Source organism: Pseudomonas sp. 43mfcvi1.1 (assembly GCF_900115935.1).
Classification (GTDB): Bacteria; Pseudomonadota; Gammaproteobacteria; order Pseudomonadales; family Pseudomonadaceae; genus Aquipseudomonas; species Aquipseudomonas bijieensis.
In genome coordinates this window covers 37,805-55,628 of record NZ_UETT01000021.1, presented here as the reverse complement: position 1 = coordinate 55,628, position 17,824 = coordinate 37,805, and the positions used below count along the sequence as shown (strand labels likewise).

Here is a 17,824-nt window from a genome sequence, read left to right as displayed (position 1 = left end):
CCTCGAGAACGGGCCGCCGCTTGGGCGAAAGCCGGGAATTATACGCTCGCCTGGGGAACGGGGACGGCGGTGACTCGCCAGTCATCGCCCACGGCGCGGATTTCAGTGATTTTCAGTTCCGGGGCATCTTTCATCTGCGCCAGCGGCCAGTCCAACAGCGGCCGAGCCGAAGACCCGAGGAACTTGCCGGCGATGAAAATCTGGAATTCGTCCACCAAGCCTTGCCGTGCGAAAGCCCCCGCCAGACGCGGACCGGCCTCCACCAACACCTCGTTGACGCCCCGCCCCGCCAGCTCCACCAGCAGCCGACGCAGATCGACCTGTCCGTCCTCGCCCGCCACGATCATGCATTCGGGGCCGTTGGCGTACTGTTCTTCCACCGCCATGCAGGTAGCGACCAGCGCCGGGCCGGCCTTGAAGAACGCTGCGTCGAGCGGCACCCGCAAACGACCGTCCACCAGCACCCGCAGCGGCGGACGGCTCATGGCCAACGCGGTCTGCTCCGGGTCCAGCCCGAGTTCATCGGCGCGCACGGTCAGCCGGGCGTTGTCCGCCAGCACCGTATCGGCGCCGGTCAGCACCACACTGGCCTGGGCGCGCAGGCGTTGTACCGCCGAACGTGCGGCCGGACCGGTGATCCACTGGCTTTCGCCGCTTTCCATGGCCGTGCGGCCATCAAGGCTCATGGCAAGCTTGACCCGCACGAACGGCAGGCCGTGTTCCATGCGCTTGAGGAAACCTTCATTGAGCTTGCGCGCCTCGCCTTCCAGTACGCCGCTTTCAGTAGCGATACCGGCCTGGGCCAGCCGTTGCAGGCCTCGCCCGGCCACTTCCGGGTTGGGGTCCTGCATCGCTGCCACCACCCGTGCCACGCCGGCATTGACCAGCGCGTCGGCACACGGCGGCGTACGACCGTGATGGCTGCACGGTTCGAGGGTCACGTAGGCCGTGGCGCCCCGGGCCTGTTCAGCGGCAGCGCGCAGGGCGTGGACTTCGGCATGGGGCTCGCCAGCGCGGATGTGCCAGCCTTCGCCGACAATCTGCCCGTCACGCACGATCACGCAACCGACCCGGGGATTGGGGTGGGTGGTGTAGTGACCGCGCCGCGCCAACTCCAGGGCACGGGCCATGTAGTGGGCGTCGAGGACGGCCTGCTGCGCCGGAATAGTCATTCTTTCACCGGTTCGCGGGCCAGCCGGTCGATTTCTTCGCGAAACTCGTTCAGGTCCTGGAAGCGCCGGTACACCGAGGCGAAACGGATGTAGGCGACTTCATCGAGCTTCTGCAGCTCGGCCATCACCAGCTCACCGACCACCAGGGACTTGACCTCGCGCTCGCCAGTGGCCCGCAGCTTGTGCTTGATGTGCACCAGCGCCGCTTCCAGGCGCTCGACGCTCACCGGGCGTTTTTCCAGGGCGCGCTGCATGCCGGCGCGCAGTTTTTCTTCGTCGAACGGCTGGCGGCTGCCGTCGGTTTTGATCAGGCGCGGCAACACCAGTTCAGCGGTCTCGAACGTCGTGAAACGCTCACCGCAAGCCAGGCATTCGCGGCGGCGGCGGACTTGTTCGCCCTCGGCGACCAGTCGCGAGTCGATGACCTTGGTGTCGTTGGCACCGCAGAAGGGACAGTGCATGGTGGCAGGCAACAAAAAAAGGGAGGGCCATGGTAGCGCATCCCACTGGCAAGACAAGCCATAGGGTTTACGGTATACAGACGGGCTTACCGTCAGATCCATGGAATTTACCTTGCTGGAGCCACACATGCCGCTACGATCGCTCGTTTTGCTCAGTTTTTTCAGCCTGCTGATGGCGTGCAGCAGCGATGCCCCCAAACCGGCTGCGCCCGCGCCGGCCCCGGCGCCGAAACAGGCTCAGGAAAAGGCTCGCCAGGCTGCCGAGCTGGGGCCACTGCCAGCTTATCAGCGGGAATTGAGCGGCACCCTGCAAGGCGTACCGGCCGGGGCCGAGGTCGAATTGGCGCTGCTGGTGATCGATGACAAGGACCGTCCGCAGCAACTGCTCGCCAGTTCCAGCCTGATCGGCACCAACCAGGCCCTGCCCTTCCGCTTGCGTTTCAACCCCGATGCCTTCCCGGTCGGCGCCCGGGTGGAACTGCGCGGCCGTGCCAGCCAGTCCGGCCAATTGATTCTGCACCTGCCGGAACAACGCATCAGCCAACCGACCACCCAGGCGTTGGGCACCCTGCAATTCGTCAAAGCGCCATGAATGCACCGCAAGACCTGCAACGGGCGTTGGGCGAGTTACTGGGCGACGCGCGCCTGGTGGCCTGCCCGCTACCCGACACTGACTTGAAATTGTGGCTGATCGACGGCGACAACATGGACCGCGCCTTCAGCCCGGAAGAAACCCGCCGCATCCTCCACGAACCGCCTTACTGGAGCTTCTGCTGGGCCAGCGGCCTGGCGATGGCGCGCTACCTGGCCGAACAGCCGCAGTGGGTCGAGGGCAAGCGGGTATTGGATTTTGGCGCCGGTTCCGGCGTGGCGGGCATTGCGGCGCTCAAGGCCGGGGCGCTGGAGGTGGTGGCCTGCGACCTGGACCCACTGGCGATTGCCGCGTGCCAGGCCAATGCCGCGCTCAATGACGTAGAGCTGGGTTATTCGACGGATTTCTTTGCCGAGGCCGATCGCTTCGACCTGATCCTGGTCGCCGACGTGCTCTACGACCGGGCCAACCTGCCGCTGCTCGATCAGTTCCTCAGCCGTGGTCGCGAGGCGTTGGTGGCCGATTCCCGGGTGCGGGACTTCCAGCATCCGCTGTACCGGCGCATCGAAATGCTGGAAGCCATGACTTTGCCTGATCTGGCTGAGCCGGAAGAGTTTCGGCATGTGAGCCTGTACCACGCGCGACGCGAGCTTTAAAAGCATCGCGAGCAGGCTCGCTCCCACAGTTGTTTTGTGGTGCCGGCAAATTCTGTGACCTGAACAAATCCCCTGTGGGAGCGGGCCTGCTCGCGATAGCGGCCTATCAGGCACCACAAGCCCGGCTTTCAGCCACCCCCACCAAGCCGTATAGTTGCCCCATTCAAGCGCTCTACGAGATTCCCATGACTCAGGAAACGCCCTACATCTTCGACGCCACCACGGCCGACTTCGACCAATCGGTGATCGCCAACTCTTTCCACAAACCGGTGCTGGTGGATTTCTGGGCCGAGTGGTGTGCGCCGTGCAAGGCGCTGATGCCGATGCTGCAAACCATCGCCGAGAGCTATCGGGGTGAGCTGCTGCTGGCCAAGGTCAACTGCGACATCGAGCAGGACATCGTCGCCCGCTTCGGCATTCGCAGCTTGCCCACCGTGGTGCTGTTCAAGGACGGCCAGCCGGTTGACGGCTTTGCCGGGGCCCAGCCGGAATCGGCCGTGCGCACGATGCTCGAACCCCATGTACAGATGCCGCCGCCAGCCGCTGCCGACCCGTTCGAACAAGCCCAGGCGCTGTTCGACGACGGTCGTTTCGCCGACGCCGAAGCCCTGCTCACGGTGCTGCTGGGTGAAGACAACACCAACGCCAAGGCCCTGATCCTGTACGCCCGTTGCCTGACCGAGCGCGGCGAGCTGGGCGAAGCGCAGACCGTGCTCGACGCGGTGAAAAGCGACGAGCACAAGGCCGCCCTTGCCGGAGCCAAGGCGCAGATCCAGTTCCTCGGCCTGGCCAAGCATCTACCGGACGCCGCCGACCTCAAGGCCCGCCTGGCGAAAGACCCGCAGGACGATGAAGCGGTGTACCAGTTGGCGATCCAGCAACTGGCGCGCCAGCAGTATGAAGCGGCCCTCGATGCGCTGCTCAAGCTGTTCGTACGTAACCGCAGCTACAGCGAAGGCCTGCCCCACAAGACCTTGCTGCAAGTGTTCGAACTGCTGGGCAATGATCATCCGCTGGTGACGACCTATCGTCGCAAGCTGTTCGCGGCGTTGTACTAGTGGCCTGTACGGTTAATTCGAGTACTCAAATTCGAGTGCCAGGGCTTGCCCGGCAAGGCGCCATGACGAGTCGTAGCCCGCTACGGCGAGGAATGGCAACGCAGACTGGCAAGTTCTGGCGCCGAAGTTGAGTGCACGAATTAGCCACACAGGCCACTAGGCCCCGACCCAACTGTAGAGCGGCGTATCGGCGCCGCTCAGCACCTTGACCTCGGCACAGTGGCGCAGGCGCACCAACAGGCGCTTGCCCGCCGAGGCGCTGCCGGTCAGGCCTTCAAGCTGTTCCAGCAGGTCCGGGCCGCTCAGTTGCCCGGCCTTGCGCAGCAGTTCCTTGGCGATCTGCCACTGGGCATCGTCCTGATTGGCCGGTTTGGCCGCAGGCGTTGCCGTGCTGTCGAGCTTGGCCGCTTGCAACTGCGCGCCGAGCTGCGCCCAGTCGCCCTCATCCATTTCGATCGACAAGTCCACCGGCCAATCGCCGACGGTTCCGCGTATCCGCAACATCACCGTGCTCCTGAATATTTCATGTACGCATGCTCCCATGGGCCTTGCGCGACGCCAAGCAGACGGTCAAACTCTGCGCACTTTCGTTATAAGATTACATAACACAATTTGTACTTTCTGGAGACTCGTCATGCGTCGTCTGCTTCTCGCTTTGCCGTTCGCCCTGCTGCCATTGGCTGTCGCTCACGCGGCTGCCGAGCATGACCACGATCATGAGCACGGCAGCCTCGGCGCCCATGAGCACGGGGTCGCCCGCCTCAACGCCTCGCTGGACGGCGAGATCCTGGAGCTGGAACTGGAAAGCCCGGCAATGAATCTGGTGGGCTTCGAACACGCCGCCACCAGCGCCGCCGACAAAGCCAAGGTGGCCGCTGTCCGGGCGAAGCTGGAGAAGCCGGCGGCGCTGATCAATCTGGCCGATGCCAAATGCACCCTGGAGCAGAAGGTGCTAAAAAGCCCATTGTTCGGCGACGAACCGGACCACGAAGAGCCTGCCGACGAGGATGGCGACGAGCACCACGAACACAGCGAAATCCACGCTCAATACCGGTTCCGCTGCGTCGCGCCTGGTTCCTTGACCCATCTGGACCTGGCACCACTGTTCAAGGAATTCCCCGCCACCCAGAAAATCCTGGTGCAACTGATCGGCCCGAGCGGCCAGCAAGGTGGGGAAATGACGGCCCAGGCGCCAGCCCTGAAGTTCTGACTCCACCGAAGCCCACACCGTTGACCGGTTGCGAGCACAAATGTGGGCAACATAGATCCAGTGTGGGAGCGAGCCTGCTCGCGATGAGGCCGGCACATTCAGCCCGGATGTCGCCTGACACACCGCTTCGCGAGCAGGCTCGCTCCCACAGGTGCTCCATTACCTTGAAATCACAACCATGACCCAAGCACTCATCGAACTCTCCGACCTGGGCTTCAGTTGGCCCGGGCATCCGCCGTTGCTGGATATCCCGGCGTTTCGCCTGGAAGCGGGTGAAACCTTGTTCCTCAAGGGCCCGAGCGGCAGCGGCAAGACCACGCTGCTGGGGCTTCTGGGCGGAGTGCAAACGCCGGATCGCGGCAGCATCCGCCTGCTCGGCCAGGAGCTCAGCGAACTGGGCGCCGGCCGCCGCGACCGCTTTCGCGTCGACCACACCGGCTACATCTTCCAGCAATTCAACCTGCTGCCGTTTCTCTCCGTACGGGAGAACGTCGAGCTGCCCTGCCACTTTTCCAAGCTCCGTGCTCAACGGGCCATCCAGCGTCACGGCAGCGTCGATCAAGCCGCCGCCACACTGCTGGCGCATCTGGGGCTGACCGATCCAAGCCTGCTGGAGCGCCGCGCCGACTCGTTGTCCATCGGCCAGCAACAACGGGTCGCCGCCGCCCGGGCGCTGATCGGCCAGCCGGAACTGGTGATCGCCGACGAACCAACCTCGGCCCTGGACTACGACGCCCGGGAAAACTTCCTGCGGCTGTTGTTCGCCGAATGCCGCGAGGCCGGCTCGAGCCTGTTGTTCGTCAGCCACGACCAGAGCCTGGCACCGCTGTTCGACCGCAACCTGTCGCTGGCCGATCTCAATCGCGCCGCCACGCCACTCGAGGTCTGAGATGTATTTGTTCCGTCTAGCCATGGCCAGCCTGGCGAACCGCCGCTTCACTGCGATCCTCACCGCTTTCGCCATCGCCCTGTCGGTGTGCCTGCTGCTGGCGGTGGAACGGGTGCGCACCGAGGCGCGGGCCAGTTTCGCCAGCACCATCAGCGGCACCGACCTGATCGTCGGTGCGCGCTCCGGTTCGGTAAACCTGCTGCTGTATTCGGTGTTTCGCATCGGCAACGCCACCAACAATATCCGCTGGGACAGCTTCGAACACTTCGCCAGCAACCCGAAAGTGAAGTGGGCGATCCCCATGTCTCTCGGCGATTCTCATCGTGGTTATCGAGTGATGGGCACCACCGAGGCCTACTTCGAACACTACCAGTACGGTCGCCAGCAACACCTGGAATTGGCCGATGGCCGGGCTTTCGCCAGCGACCCGTTCGAAGTGGTGCTCGGCGCCGAAGTGGCCGAGGCACTGCATTACAAGCTCGGCGACAAACTGGTACTGGCCCACGGCGTGGCGGCGATCAGCCTGGTCAAGCATGACGACAAGCCCTTCACCGTGGTCGGCATCCTCAAGCGCACCGGCACCCCGGTGGACCGCACGCTGCACATCAGTCTCGGCGGCATGGAGGCGATCCACATTGACTGGAAGAACGGCGTGCCGGCCCAGGGCAATGGCCGCATCAGCGCCGACCAGGCCCGCAACATGGACCTTACGCCCCAAGCGATCACGGCATTCATGCTCGGCCTCAACAGCAAGATTTCCACCTTTGCCTTGCAGCGCGAGATCAACGAGTTCCGCGGCGAACCGTTGCTGGCGATCCTGCCGGGCGTGGCGCTGCAAGAGTTGTGGAGCCTGATGGGCACGGCGGAAAAAGCCTTGTTCGTGATTTCGCTGTTCGTGGTGTTGACCGGGTTGATCGGCATGCTCACGGCGATCCTCACCAGCCTCAACGAACGCCGCCGGGAAATGGCGATCCTGCGTTCGGTGGGCGCGCGACCGTGGCACATCGCGACGCTGCTGGTGCTCGAAGCCTTTGCCCTGGCCCTGGCCGGGGTCACCGCCGGGCTGGCGTTGCTGTACATCGGCATCGCCGCTGCCCAGGGTTACGTGCAGTCGGCCTACGGTTTGTACTTGCCGCTGGGTTGGCCGAGCGAATATGAATGGACGCTCATGGCTGGCATCCTGCTCGCTGCCCTGCTGATGGGCAGCGTGCCCGCCTGGCGCGCCTATCGCCAATCGTTGGCCGATGGCCTGTCGATCCGTTTATGAGGACAGTGAAAATGCCCCGCGCCCTGCTTGCGCTGTTGTTGATAGTCGCCCTGCCGCTGTGGGCGGCCGAGCCGAGGGACTTGGCCTGGTCGGAAATGATCCCGCCAGACGCGCCGCCGGAAGTGCCGAACATGACCCCGCTGCACGACCTGTCGAAGATGGGTGACGCGTTGGCCGCCGAATCCGCGCCAGCGGCCAAGCAGGACCTGCCCAACGCCCCGGTGGTCAAGGCTCTCGACGGCCAGCAGATTCGTCTGCCGGGCTACATCGTGCCGCTGGAAGTCAGCGAGGAAGGCCGCACCACGGACTTCTTGCTGGTGCCGTACTTCGGCGCCTGCATCCACGTACCGCCACCGCCGTCCAATCAGATCGTGCATGTGAAAAGCGAGGTCGGGGTCAAGCTCGACGAGTTGTACCAGCCGTACTGGGTCGAGGGGCCGATGCAGGTCAAGCCGTCCACCAGCGAACTGGCGGATGCCGGGTATCAGATGGAGGCGCAGAAGATTTATGTGTATGAGCTGCCGGAGTGAATCTGGTGGTGATGTGTTGGCAATGAAATAGCTATCGCGAGCAGGCTCGCTCCCACATTGGACCGGATTGCTTCTGAAAAAACTCGGTCGACTGTGGGAGCGAGCCTGCTCGCGATGGGGCCCTTGAATGCTCATCACACTTTCATTGAGCTGAGTCAAAAGACCTGCCCAGACGGCTTCGTACCATAGGACATCAATTTTGAAATGTCCTCTGGAGCCCCCATGCACAAGTCCTTGCTCAGCGCTTCCCTCGTCGCCCTCGCGCTCGCCGCCCCACTCGCCCAGGCCCACACCGCTGGCGACATCATCGTTCGCGCCGGTGCCATTACCGTCAATCCAGAGGCCGACAGTTCCAGCGTCAAAGTCGACCGTGGCCCGCTGGCCGGCGCCGACCTGGGCGGCAAGGCGACCATGAGCAGCGACACGCAACTGGGCCTGAACTTCGCCTACATGATCACCAACAACCTGGGGATCGAACTGCTGGCGGCCTCGCCGTTCGAGCACGACGTGAAGATCAAAGGCACCGCCCTGGGCGCGGCCAACAACAAGCTCGGCACCCTCAAGCACCTGCCGCCAACCCTGAGCCTGGTTTACTACCCGCTCGACGCCAAGTCGGCGTTCCAGCCTTATGTCGGCGCCGGCATCAACTACACCTGGATCTACGACGAACACGTCGGCAGCGAAGCCAGCGCCAACGGCTTCAGCAACTTTCGCGCAAGCAACAGCTGGGGCATGGCGTGGCAAGTGGGCGCGGACTACATGTTGACCGACAACATCATGATCAACGGCCAGGTTCGCTACATCGACATCGACACCACTGCATATGTGGACAACAACGCCGTGGCCGGCGGGACCCGGGCCAAGGTGAATGTCGATGTGGATCCGTGGATCTACATGGTGGGGTTGGGCTACAAGTTCTAAACGGAATTTAAAGGTAAGAAAAACCCTGTGGGAGCGAGCCTGCTCGCGATTGCGTTGGGTCAGCCAGCATCAATGCCAGCTGACAAACCGCTATCGCGAGCAGGCTCGCTCCCACAGTTTTTGGTGGAATAGGACTTAGCGTCCCAGCAGCCGCGCCAGCCCCACGCTCATCGGCGTTTGCGCTGGAAAGCTGAAGCGTTCCAAGAGGCGGCGATTGTCAGCCCGCGAATGACGGATGTCGCCGGAGCGCGCCGGGGCGTAGCTGATCGGTGGCAGGTCGCCCACCACGGCGGCCAGGGCCTGGAGCATTTGCTTGAGGGTCGTGGCCTGGTTCCAGCCGACGTTCACCGCGCCCACTTCCACCGCGGGCTTCTCGATGGCCTGCACCAGCAAGTCCACCAAATCTTCGACATAGACAAAATCCCGGGTTTGCTCGCCGTCGCCGAACACGGTGATCGGCAGGCCTTTCTGTGCCCGTTCGCTGAAGATGCTGATGACCCCGGAGTACGGCGAGGACGGATCCTGGCGCGGGCCGTAGATGTTGAAGAAGCGAAACACCACCGGCTCCAGGGCGTGCTGGCGGCGATAGAAGTCCAGGTAGAACTCGCTGGCCAGCTTGTCCGAGGCATACGGCGTGAGCGGGGCCTTGGGCGTTTCCTCGTCGATGGACTCGCCTTCGCCGTTGTTGCCATAAACCGCTGCGCTGGAGGCGAACAGCACCCGTTTCACGCCGGCCTGGCGCATGGCCTCGCAAACGTTCAGGGTGCCGATGAAGTTGCTCTGGTGGGTGCGCACCGGGTCGTCCACCGAAGCCTGCACCGAGGCCACCGCCGCCAGGTGCGCCACCGCGCTGCAACCGGCCATGGCCCGCGCCACCAGTGCGGCATCGGCGACATCGCCCTCGATCAGTTCGACCGCCGGGTTGTCCAGCGGCAGGTTGCTGCGCTTGCCGGTGGACAGGTCATCGAGGATGCGTACCGAATGTCCCTTGGCGAGCAAGGCGTCGGTCAGGTGCGAACCAATGAAACCCGCGCCGCCAGTGATTAAAACAGGGCCTTCAGCCATGACGATAAAACCTATCCAGTAAGCCCGGGAGTGCCGCGCGCCAGGCGCGGGGCTTGATCCCGAAAGTGTGCAGAATTTTCTTGCAGGCCAGGACCGCGTGCTGCGGTTCTTCCGCCGCGTCCGGCCGTGCGGCGTGGGCCTGGGGGGTGGGCGACTCAATTGCCAGGGGATGCAGGGCGCGGGCTTCGGTGAGGATCGCCTGGCCCAGTGCCAGCGGCGTGGTCGCCTCGTGGCCGGCGTAATGGTAGGTGCCCCACAGCGGCGCGGCGCAATCGAGTTGCTTGAGCACCGAGATGATCACCCGCGCGGCATCGTCCACCGGCGTTGGATTACCCCGCCGGTCATCCGCCAGCAGTAGCTCTTCAGGCTGCTCGGCCCGGGCCAGGAAACGTCCGAGGATGCCGTCGGCGCTGTCGTCCAGCAGCCAGCCGAAACGCAGCAGCACATGCTGCGGGCAGGTGGCGCGCACACTCTGCTCGATCCGCCACAACGCCTGGCCGCGTAGGCCCAAAGGCACGGGCTCGTCCTTTTCGCTGTAGGCGGTGGCGCGGGAGCCATCGAACACCCGATAGCTCGACGGTTGCAACAAGATGATGTTGTGATGCTGGCACAGCCCGGCCAGGCGCTCGACCGCGCGCTCCTGGCCGGCCAGGCGCTGCTCGCTGACGGCCTCGGCCTGAAACCAGTCGAAGTAGTACGCCAGGTTGATCAAGGCGTCCGGGCGGGTGTCGTCGAGCAGTTGCGTCAGGCTCGCGGCATCCCAACCGTCTTCGGGCGGGCGGGGGGCAAGAAAACCGATGTCTTCTTCTGCACCGAGGCGAATCAGCGCCTGCCCAAGGGCATTTCCGCCGCCCAGTAACATAAGGCGCATTCGCATAAAGTCAGCAGGCCCAGTCTGTTGGCACAAGAATTTGGTCGACAACGCCCACAGGCGTTGCCGGAATCGTTGCATTTTGCGGGTTTAGTGCGCAACCGTCATCCGTAAAGTGCAGATCATCAGGTTTGACGGTCTTTCAAGGCTGGTCGCTGACTTGTGGCGAGGGGATTTATCCCCGCTGGGCTGCGTAGCAGCCCCAACCAAGCAAATGAGGTGAATCTGACCCACCCAGGTGGCAATTACAGGGACTGCTGCGCAGTCCAGCGGGGATAAATCCCCTCGCCACAGGGACAGTATCAACCTCAAGCTCTGCACAGGTCCCGGACGGTACTTGCATCTTCCCCCTCCCACCCGCATAACTGCCCCATGAATCTGCCTCTCCCCGCCGACCACGCCATGGCAGGCTTTCACCCCGCCGTTCGCGCCTGGTTCAGCCAGACTTTCCCGGCGGTCACGGCCGCCCAGGCCCAGGCATGGCCGTTGATCGGCCAGCGGCGTTCGACCCTGGTGGCGGCGCCCACCGGTTCGGGCAAGACCCTGACGGCGTTTCTCGCGGTGCTCGACGAGCTGGTGCATCGCGGCCTGGAACAAGGCGGCCTGCCGGACCAGACCCTGGTGGTCTATGTCTCGCCGCTCAAGGCCTTGAGCAACGATATCCAGATCAACCTGCAAACCCCACTGGCCGGCATCACCGAGCAGTTGCAGAAAATGGGCTTGCCGCCCTTGCCTATCAGCACCGCCGTGCGCACCGGCGACACGCCGCAAAAAGACCGCTCGGCAATGCGCAAGACCGCGCCGCACATTCTGGTGACCACGCCCGAATCGCTCTACGTGCTGCTCGGCTCCGACTCCGGCCGGCAAATGCTCGCCAGCACGCGCACGGTGATTGTCGACGAAATCCATGCCATCGCCGCCAGCAAGCGCGGCAGTCACTTGGCCTTGAGCCTGGAGCGCCTGCAAGCCCTGTGCGCCGAACCGCTGGTGCGCATCGGCCTGTCCGCCACGCAAAAGCCCATCGAAGCGGTGTCACGTTTTCTCGTCGGCGAAGGACGCACATGTGAAATCGTCGACATCGGCCACGCCCGCCCCCGGGACCTGGATATCGAGGTGCCGCCCGTACCGCTCTCGGCGGTGATGGCCAATGACGTCTGGGAGCTGGTCTACAACCGTCTCGCCGAGCTGGCCCGGGAACATCGCACCACCCTGGTGTTCGTCAACACCCGGCGCCTGGCCGAACGCCTGAGCCGGCACCTGAGCGAGCGCCTGGGCAAAGACGCCGTAGCCGCCCATCACGGCAGCCTGGCCAAGGAGTTTCGCCTCGACGCCGAACAACGCCTCAAGCGCGGCCAATTGCAGGTGCTGATCGCCACCGCGTCCCTGGAGCTGGGCATCGATATTGGCGATGTCGACCTGGTGTGCCAGATCGCTTCGCCCCGTTCGATCTCGGCGTTCGTGCAACGGGTCGGTCGCTCCGGACACCAGGTGGGCGGCACGCCCAAGGGACGGTTGTTCGCCACCAGCCGTGACGACTTGATCGAATGCGCCGCCCTGCTCGATTGCGTGCGCCGTGGCGAGCTGGACATTTTGCACATCCCCAAGGCGCCGCTGGATGTGCTGGCCCAGCAGATCGTCGCCGAAGTCAGTTGCCAGGAATGGCCGGAACAGGCGTTGCTGGAGACCTTGCGTCGCGCCTCGCCCTACGCCGAACTGGACGACGATCACTACCAGGCGTTGCTGCACATGCTCGCCGAAGGCCTTAACGGTCGCCAGGGCGTGCGCAGCGCCTACCTGCACCGCGATGCCGTCAGCCGCACCTTGCGCGGGCGCCGGGGCAGCAAGCTAACCGCCGTGACCAGTGGCGGAACCATCCCGGACAACGCCGACTACAGTGTGCTGCTCGAACCCCAAGGGCTGAACATCGGCAGCGTCAACGAAGATTTCGCCGTGGAAAGCATCGCTGGCGATGTGTTCCAGTTGGGCAATACGTCGTACCGCATCATTCGCGTCGAGACCGGTCGCGTGCGGGTCGAGGACGCCCAGGGCCAACCGCCGACCATCCCGTTCTGGCTCGGCGAAGCCCCGGGGCGCAGCGCCGAACTGTCCCAGGCCGTGGCTCGCCTGCAAGCCCAGCTCGATCAACTACTCGGCGCCACGCCAGGCGATCTGCAACCGGCCCTCGACTGGCTCACCGGCACCTTGCAACTGAACTTGGCCAGCGCCGAGCAACTGGTGGACTACCTGGCCCCGGCACGCCGGGCCTTCGGCGCCCTGCCGTCCCAGGACACGTTGCTGATGGAGCGGTTTTTCGACGAGTCCGGCGGCACGCAACTGATCATCCACACGCCCTTTGGCAGCCGTATCAACCGCGCCTGGGGCCTGGCCTTACGCAAGCGCTTCTGCCGCACCTTCAATTTCGAATTGCAGGCTGCCGCCAGTGAAGACGCCATCGTGCTCTCGCTGTCCACCAGCCACAGCTTCGAGCTGGACGAGGTCTGGCGCTACCTCAACAGCCACAGCGCCGAACAGATCCTGGTCCAGGCGGTGCTGGATGCGCCGTTGTTCGGCGTGCGCTGGCGCTGGAATGCCAGCGTGGCCCTGGCCTTGCCGCGCTACAGCGGCGGGCGCAAAGTCGCCCCGCAGATCCAGCGGATGAAAAGCGAAGACCTGATCGCCAGCGTGTTCCCGGACCAGATCGCCTGCCTGGAGAACCTGGCCGGCGAGCGCGAGATCCCCGACCACCCGCTGGTGGAGCAGACCCTCGACGATTGCCTGCACGAAGCCATGGACAGCGAAGGCTGGCTGACGCTGTTGCGGCGCATGGAAGCGGGCGAGATTCGCCTGGTCAGTCGCGACCTGCCGGCGCCCTCGCCCCTGGCGGCAGAAATCCTCAGTGCCCGGCCCTACACCTTTCTCGACGACGCGCCGCTGGAAGAACGGCGAACCCAGGCGGTGATCAACCGGCGCTGGAGCGATCCACAGTCCACCGACGACCTTGGCGCCCTGGACGCCGAGGCCATCCAGTCAGTCCGCGATGAAGCCTGGCCGACGCCGGCCAATCTCGATGAAATGCACGAAGCGCTGATGAGCCTGGCCTGTATCGCCGACAGCGAAGCCAGCGCCCATCCGCCGTGGCTGGCCTGGTTGCAGACCCTGGCCGAACGCGGTCGCGCCAGCCACGTGCAGATCAGCGCCGAACGCGGGCTGTGGGTGGCGCTGGAACGGCTGACGTGTCTGCAAGCGGTTTATCCACAGGTCCAATGGCAACCGCCACTGACGCCCCTGGCCGGTTTCGATGAAGCCTGGGACAGCGACGCAGCCGTGGTGGAAATGCTTCGCGCCCGGCTCAGTGCCTTTGGTCCGCTGCCGTTGAAGGCCATCGCCTACCCACTGGGGTTGTCCACCCCGCAGGTCACCCAGGCCCTGGCACAACTGGAACAGCAAGGCTACGTGCTGCGCGGCCGGTTCACGCCGGGCACCGGGCAGGAGGAGTGGTGCGAGCGGCATTTGCTGGCGCGCATCCATCGCTATACGGTCAAACGTCTGCGCCGGGAAATCGAGCCGGTGATGTTGCAGGATTTCATGCGCTTTCTGTTCGACTGGCAGCATTTGTCGTCGTCGACCCAAGGCCGCGGAAATGCCGTGCTGCCATCGATCCTGAGTCAATTCGAAGGCTACCCTGGCGCCGCGTCAGCCTGGGACAGTGACCTGCTGCCAGCGCGAATCAAGGACTATTCGCCCGGTTGGCTCGATGAACTTTGCCGCAGTGGCAAATGGGTATGGATGCGCCTGAGCGCGCGCCAGAAACCTTCCGCCAGCGCCCTGCGCAGTACGCCGGTGGTATTGCTGCCGCGCAATCAGGTGGCGTTGTGGAGCAGCCTGGCCGGGCAAACAGCCCTCGATGAGCTTTCGCCCAAGACCCAAAAAGTCCATCAGGCCCTCAGCGAACACGGCGCGCTGTTTTTTGATGAACTGGCCCACGAAGCCCACCTGCTGCGCAGCGAACTGGAAATCGCCTTGCAGGAACTGGTGGGCGCCGGGCTGGTGAATGCCGACAGCTTCGCTGGCTTGCGCGCGCTGATCACCCCGGCCAGCAAACGCCAGGCCCGTAGCAGCCGGCGCGGGCGCGGCGCGTTTGTCGGTGGCATGGACGACGCCGGGCGCTGGGCCTTGTTGCGTCGCAGTTCGCCGCAACCCCAGGCAACCCCTATAGCGCCAGAGACCCTGGAACACATCGCCATGACCTTGCTGCGCCGTTATGGCGTGGTGTTCTGGCGCCTGCTGGAGCGGGAGGCCGATTGGTTGCCGAGCTGGCGTGAGCTGCTGCGCACCTTTCATCGCCTGGAGGCGCGGGGCGAGATTCGTGGCGGCAGGTTCGTCAGTGGCCTGGCGGGCGAACAATTCGCCCTGCCCGAGGCCATCCCGCTGCTGCGCGAAACCCGCCGCCGTCCCGCCGATGGCAGCCTGGTGGTGGTGTGTGGCGTCGACCCGCTGAACCTGGCCGGCACCCTGTTGCCGGGGGCGAAAGTGCCGGCACTGGCGAGTAATCGGTTGGTGTATCGCGATGGCTTGCCGGTGGCGGCGCAGATTGCTGGCAAGCAGCATCTTTGGGTCGAGTTGGATGGGCAGGGGATGGCTGAGCTGAGGAACAAGCTCATTCAGAAAGGTTGAGGTGGTTGCACTGGCCTCATCGCGAGCAGGCTCGCTCCCACAGTTGATTTGTGGTGAACGCAAATTCCGAATCCACTAAAGATCCATTGTGGGAGCGAGCCTGCTCGCGATGAGGCCAGCAGCCCGCCACAAAACCTTCCCAACTACTGAGGTTGATTGGGCACCTCATCTCGCTCTTCTTGCAACTCCTCGACAAACCGCTTCGGCATCACCACCTGCTGTGGATAAGTCTGCGCGAAATGCACCGCCGGGTGGTTATCCACAAGCTTCTTCAGGTGTTGGTTGAACGCCCGGCTCACCGCATATTGCCCACCGGACACGGTGCGGAACTGCGCCGTGAGCACCACGCCATTGAGGTCCATCTTGTCCACGCCGAACACATCCAGCGGCCCTTGCAGGTTGAACTTGAGGAACGGGTCTTCGGAGATCGCGCGCCCGGCTTCGCGGATCAGCTCGATGGCCTGGTCGACATCGGTGTCGTAAGTGAATTGCACGGAGAAAAACGCAAAGGCAAATTGCCGCGATTGGTTGGTCACGGCCTTGATCTGGCCGAACGGCACCGAATGCACGAAGCCCTTGCCGTCGCGCAGGCGCAAAGTGCGGATGGTCAGGCCTTCGACCGTGCCGGCGTGACCGGAGCTGAGCACCACCCAGTCGCCGATGGACAGCGTGTCTTCGATGATGATGAACAGCCCGGTGATCACGTCCTGCACCAGTTGCTGCGAACCGAAACCGATCGCCAGCCCCACCACCCCGGCACCGGCCAGCAACGGCGCGACGTTGATGCCCAGGTTGGCCATGGTGGTGATTGCGCAAATCACTACCAGGATGATTTTTGCCGCGTTGCGCAACAGCGGCAGGATGGTCTTGACCCGGGTGCTGGGCTGGCGGGCCCCGCGCTTGTTCAGCGGCGGTTTCAAGGCTTCCTGGATCGCCGTGTCGAGCACCACCCAGGTGAGCCAGGTCATCAGGAAGATCAGCCCGATGCGGCTCAAGGAATCGCTGATCGCCCGGCCCACGGCATTGCGTGAGGCGAACTCGAACAGGGAAATACCCCAGATCCGCCCGAGAATCTCGATGAACGCCACCGCCATGACGATCCTCAGCAAGGCATGCAGCAGGCTCAGCAGACGCCCCTTGTAGGCGCTGTTGCGCTGGATGGCTTCGGCCTTGGGCGATTTGAAGACATGTTGGAACACGGTGCTGAGAAACACCGTCGCGATCAGCAGGATGGTGGTGAACAAGGCACAACGCAGGGCTTTCTGGTTGTCCTCGCCAACACCGATCAGGCTCACCGCCGACACCAGTACCATCAACAGGATCGGCCAATACCAGAGCCCGGAGAAAATCCGCAGCGACTCCTGCAAGGCTGGCTGCTTCAAGCGCTGGGCCAGCGGGCGGTTGCGGATCAGGTGCGCCACGGGCCTGCGCATGCGAATCACCAGCCAGCCAAAGATCACCGAGGCGAACAAACCCGTGAATACCGCGATGCTGCTGGTGATGTTGCCACCCAGTTGCCGGGCGATCTGCGGGCTGGTCAGGGCATCGCTGAGGGCGGCGAGAAAGCCGATCATGAACAACGGCCGGGGACAGAAACGGCGGATCATCGCCACCGCCCGACGTTTGTGCCCGGCATTGAACATCACGATTACGCAAAGAAATACCGACGTGGAGAAAATGCCGCTGCTGGTGGCGTAGGCGAAGCACAGCGCCAGGGCCCGGCCAACCGAAACCTGCAGGAAGTGGCTGACGTACAGGGTCAGCGGCAGGCAGATCACCGCCGCAGCGGTGTATGGCAGCAGATAACCGAGCAAGTCACGCAGGCGCTGGCGGGTACGCAGCCAGCGGCGCCGCCCCAGGTGTCGCAACAACAGCCGCGCCCCCGACCAGATCAACGCAAAAACGCCGATCCAGACGCCCGACAACAACAGGAAATCCCCCGCCACGCGCCAGGAGGAACGGGACGTCTGGTCTACCAGCCGGTCCATCTCATCCGCCGCCCGATCCGCCCGCAAACGCCAGGCGTCCACCAGGCTCTGGTTGAGGTCGAGCTTGTCCTGGACGTCATCGATGCTCGAGCTGATCGCCCCCAGCAAACCGCCCTGTACCAGCGGCGCGGGCTCGGCGGGCGGTTCGTCGGGCTTGGAGGTGCCGGGGACAGCGGCGGTCCCGTAGGCGCTGGTGCCGCTCATCGCCAGCAAGAACAGCAGCAATACAGTGCTCAATCGAGACAAAACGCGAGGCTCCTTCACACGGGATCGGTAAGGAACTGATCAATATTGGGCCGGCAAGTTCGCTCCGAAGGTCAATACAAAACCTTGTGGCGAGGGAGCTTGCTCCCGCTGGGCTGCGCAGCAGCCCCAAGACACAGGGCCGCTGCGCGCCCCAGCGGGAGCAAGCTCCCTCGCCACAAGTTCACTGCCGCCGGGCACTCCATCGAAACTTTCCAGCGCGCGCG

At 64.1% G+C, this 17,824-nt stretch carries 15 protein-coding genes; 9 read left to right on the top strand and 6 right to left on the bottom strand.

What is annotated here, in order from left to right; genetic code table 11:
* Positions 1 to 38: 38 nt before the first annotated feature.
* Positions 39 to 1,172, bottom strand: a complete 1,134-nt coding sequence (gene ribD / locus DTP52_RS29215; protein ID WP_109756436.1) for a bifunctional diaminohydroxyphosphoribosylaminopyrimidine deaminase/5-amino-6-(5-phosphoribosylamino)uracil reductase RibD — start codon at positions 1,170 to 1,172, stop codon at positions 39 to 41.
* Positions 1,169 to 1,633: a transcriptional regulator NrdR gene (gene nrdR, locus DTP52_RS29210; RefSeq protein ID WP_013694316.1), complete on the bottom strand. Its 465-nt coding sequence runs from the start codon at positions 1,631 to 1,633 to the stop codon at positions 1,169 to 1,171. Before nrdR ends, ribD begins: the two co-directional genes overlap by 4 nt.
* 127 nt (positions 1,634 to 1,760) lie before the next feature.
* Here nrdR and DTP52_RS29205 point away from each other — a divergent pair, with 127 nt between their 5' ends.
* The 3 genes from DTP52_RS29205 (at position 1,761) to trxA (ending at position 3,939) form a co-directional block, all read left to right on the top strand.
* Positions 1,761 to 2,225, top strand: coding sequence for a YbaY family lipoprotein (locus DTP52_RS29205; protein WP_109756435.1), 465 nt, complete (start codon positions 1,761 to 1,763; stop codon positions 2,223 to 2,225).
* Positions 2,222 to 2,881 carry a methyltransferase gene (locus tag DTP52_RS29200; protein WP_109756434.1) on the top strand — a complete coding sequence of 220 codons (660 nt, stop codon included), beginning with the start codon at positions 2,222 to 2,224 and terminating at the stop codon, positions 2,879 to 2,881. The genes DTP52_RS29205 and DTP52_RS29200 overlap by 4 nt, the downstream gene beginning before the upstream one ends.
* Before the next feature lie 185 nt (positions 2,882 to 3,066).
* On the top strand, positions 3,067 to 3,939 hold the full coding sequence (trxA, locus tag DTP52_RS29195; RefSeq protein WP_109756433.1) for a thioredoxin: 873 nt from the start codon (positions 3,067 to 3,069) through the stop codon (positions 3,937 to 3,939).
* Positions 3,940 to 4,095: 156 nt separating this feature from the next.
* Here the strand turns inward: trxA and DTP52_RS29190 are convergent, their stop codons facing one another.
* Positions 4,096 to 4,443 (bottom strand): hypothetical protein, encoded by a 348-nt coding sequence (locus tag DTP52_RS29190; protein ID WP_109756432.1) that lies wholly within the window; start codon positions 4,441 to 4,443, stop codon positions 4,096 to 4,098.
* A 130-nt stretch (positions 4,444 to 4,573) separates the two neighbouring features.
* Here DTP52_RS29190 and DTP52_RS29185 point away from each other — a divergent pair, with 130 nt between their 5' ends.
* From DTP52_RS29185 to DTP52_RS29165, 5 genes are all read left to right on the top strand, one after another.
* Positions 4,574 to 5,149 (top strand): DUF2796 domain-containing protein, encoded by a 576-nt coding sequence (locus DTP52_RS29185; RefSeq protein WP_109756431.1) that lies wholly within the window; start codon positions 4,574 to 4,576, stop codon positions 5,147 to 5,149.
* A gap of 178 nt (positions 5,150 to 5,327) precedes the next feature.
* Positions 5,328 to 6,038, top strand: a complete 711-nt coding sequence (locus DTP52_RS29180) for an ABC transporter ATP-binding protein (protein WP_109756430.1) — start codon at positions 5,328 to 5,330, stop codon at positions 6,036 to 6,038.
* A 1-nt stretch (position 6,039) separates the two neighbouring features.
* Positions 6,040 to 7,305 carry an ABC transporter permease gene (locus tag DTP52_RS29175; protein WP_109756429.1) on the top strand — a complete coding sequence of 422 codons (1,266 nt, stop codon included), beginning with the start codon at positions 6,040 to 6,042 and terminating at the stop codon, positions 7,303 to 7,305.
* 11 nt (positions 7,306 to 7,316) lie between these two features.
* Positions 7,317 to 7,835, top strand: a complete 519-nt coding sequence (locus DTP52_RS29170; RefSeq protein ID WP_109756428.1) for a DUF3299 domain-containing protein — start codon at positions 7,317 to 7,319, stop codon at positions 7,833 to 7,835.
* Between the two features lie 222 nt (positions 7,836 to 8,057).
* Positions 8,058 to 8,756 carry an OmpW family protein gene (locus tag DTP52_RS29165; RefSeq protein WP_109756427.1) on the top strand — a complete coding sequence of 233 codons (699 nt, stop codon included), beginning with the start codon at positions 8,058 to 8,060 and terminating at the stop codon, positions 8,754 to 8,756.
* Positions 8,757 to 8,891: 135 nt separating this feature from the next.
* On the opposite strand, the gene DTP52_RS29160 is transcribed toward DTP52_RS29165, so the two are convergent.
* Together DTP52_RS29160 and DTP52_RS29155 are read right to left on the bottom strand one after the other, a co-directional pair.
* Positions 8,892 to 9,821: an NAD-dependent epimerase/dehydratase family protein gene (locus DTP52_RS29160; protein WP_109756426.1), complete on the bottom strand. Its 930-nt coding sequence runs from the start codon at positions 9,819 to 9,821 to the stop codon at positions 8,892 to 8,894.
* Complete coding sequence (locus DTP52_RS29155; protein WP_109756467.1) at positions 9,814 to 10,698, bottom strand: sugar nucleotide-binding protein; 885 nt, start codon at positions 10,696 to 10,698, stop codon at positions 9,814 to 9,816. Before DTP52_RS29155 ends, DTP52_RS29160 begins: the two co-directional genes overlap by 8 nt.
* A 366-nt stretch (positions 10,699 to 11,064) precedes the next feature.
* Between DTP52_RS29155 and DTP52_RS29150 the strand changes: the two genes are divergently transcribed.
* Entirely contained in the window at positions 11,065 to 15,366 is a 4,302-nt protein-coding gene (locus DTP52_RS29150) for a DEAD/DEAH box helicase (RefSeq protein ID WP_109756425.1), read from the top strand.
* A 143-nt stretch (positions 15,367 to 15,509) separates the two neighbouring features.
* Here DTP52_RS29150 and DTP52_RS29145 read toward each other — a convergent pair whose 3' ends face one another.
* Positions 15,510 to 17,600, bottom strand: a complete 2,091-nt coding sequence (locus DTP52_RS29145) for a mechanosensitive ion channel family protein (protein WP_109756424.1) — start codon at positions 17,598 to 17,600, stop codon at positions 15,510 to 15,512.
* Between the last annotated feature and the right edge of the window lie 224 nt (positions 17,601 to 17,824).

What these genes read in the sequence shown, in the direction of transcription:
- DTP52_RS29175 (WP_109756429.1), top strand. Translation starts at nt 6,040, where the DNA reads ATGTATTTGTTCCGTCTAGCCATGGCCAGCCTGGCGAACCGCCGCTTC.
- DTP52_RS29200 (WP_109756434.1), top strand. Translation starts at nt 2,222, where the DNA reads ATGAATGCACCGCAAGACCTGCAACGGGCGTTGGGCGAGTTACTGGGC.
- DTP52_RS29205 (WP_109756435.1), top strand. Translation starts at nt 1,761, where the DNA reads ATGCCGCTACGATCGCTCGTTTTGCTCAGTTTTTTCAGCCTGCTGATG.
- ribD (WP_109756436.1), bottom strand. Translation starts at nt 1,172, where the DNA reads ATGACTATTCCGGCGCAGCAGGCCGTCCTCGACGCCCACTACATGGCC.
- DTP52_RS29190 (WP_109756432.1), bottom strand. Translation starts at nt 4,443, where the DNA reads ATGTTGCGGATACGCGGAACCGTCGGCGATTGGCCGGTGGACTTGTCG.
- DTP52_RS29185 (WP_109756431.1), top strand. Translation starts at nt 4,574, where the DNA reads ATGCGTCGTCTGCTTCTCGCTTTGCCGTTCGCCCTGCTGCCATTGGCT.
- DTP52_RS29160 (WP_109756426.1), bottom strand. Translation starts at nt 9,821, where the DNA reads ATGGCTGAAGGCCCTGTTTTAATCACTGGCGGCGCGGGTTTCATTGGT.
- DTP52_RS29165 (WP_109756427.1), top strand. Translation starts at nt 8,058, where the DNA reads ATGCACAAGTCCTTGCTCAGCGCTTCCCTCGTCGCCCTCGCGCTCGCC.
- DTP52_RS29155 (WP_109756467.1), bottom strand. Translation starts at nt 10,698, where the DNA reads ATGCGAATGCGCCTTATGTTACTGGGCGGCGGAAATGCCCTTGGGCAG.
- DTP52_RS29180 (WP_109756430.1), top strand. Translation starts at nt 5,328, where the DNA reads ATGACCCAAGCACTCATCGAACTCTCCGACCTGGGCTTCAGTTGGCCC.
- trxA (WP_109756433.1), top strand. Translation starts at nt 3,067, where the DNA reads ATGACTCAGGAAACGCCCTACATCTTCGACGCCACCACGGCCGACTTC.
- DTP52_RS29170 (WP_109756428.1), top strand. Translation starts at nt 7,317, where the DNA reads ATGCCCCGCGCCCTGCTTGCGCTGTTGTTGATAGTCGCCCTGCCGCTG.
- DTP52_RS29150 (WP_109756425.1), top strand. Translation starts at nt 11,065, where the DNA reads ATGAATCTGCCTCTCCCCGCCGACCACGCCATGGCAGGCTTTCACCCC.
- nrdR (WP_013694316.1), bottom strand. Translation starts at nt 1,633, where the DNA reads ATGCACTGTCCCTTCTGCGGTGCCAACGACACCAAGGTCATCGACTCG.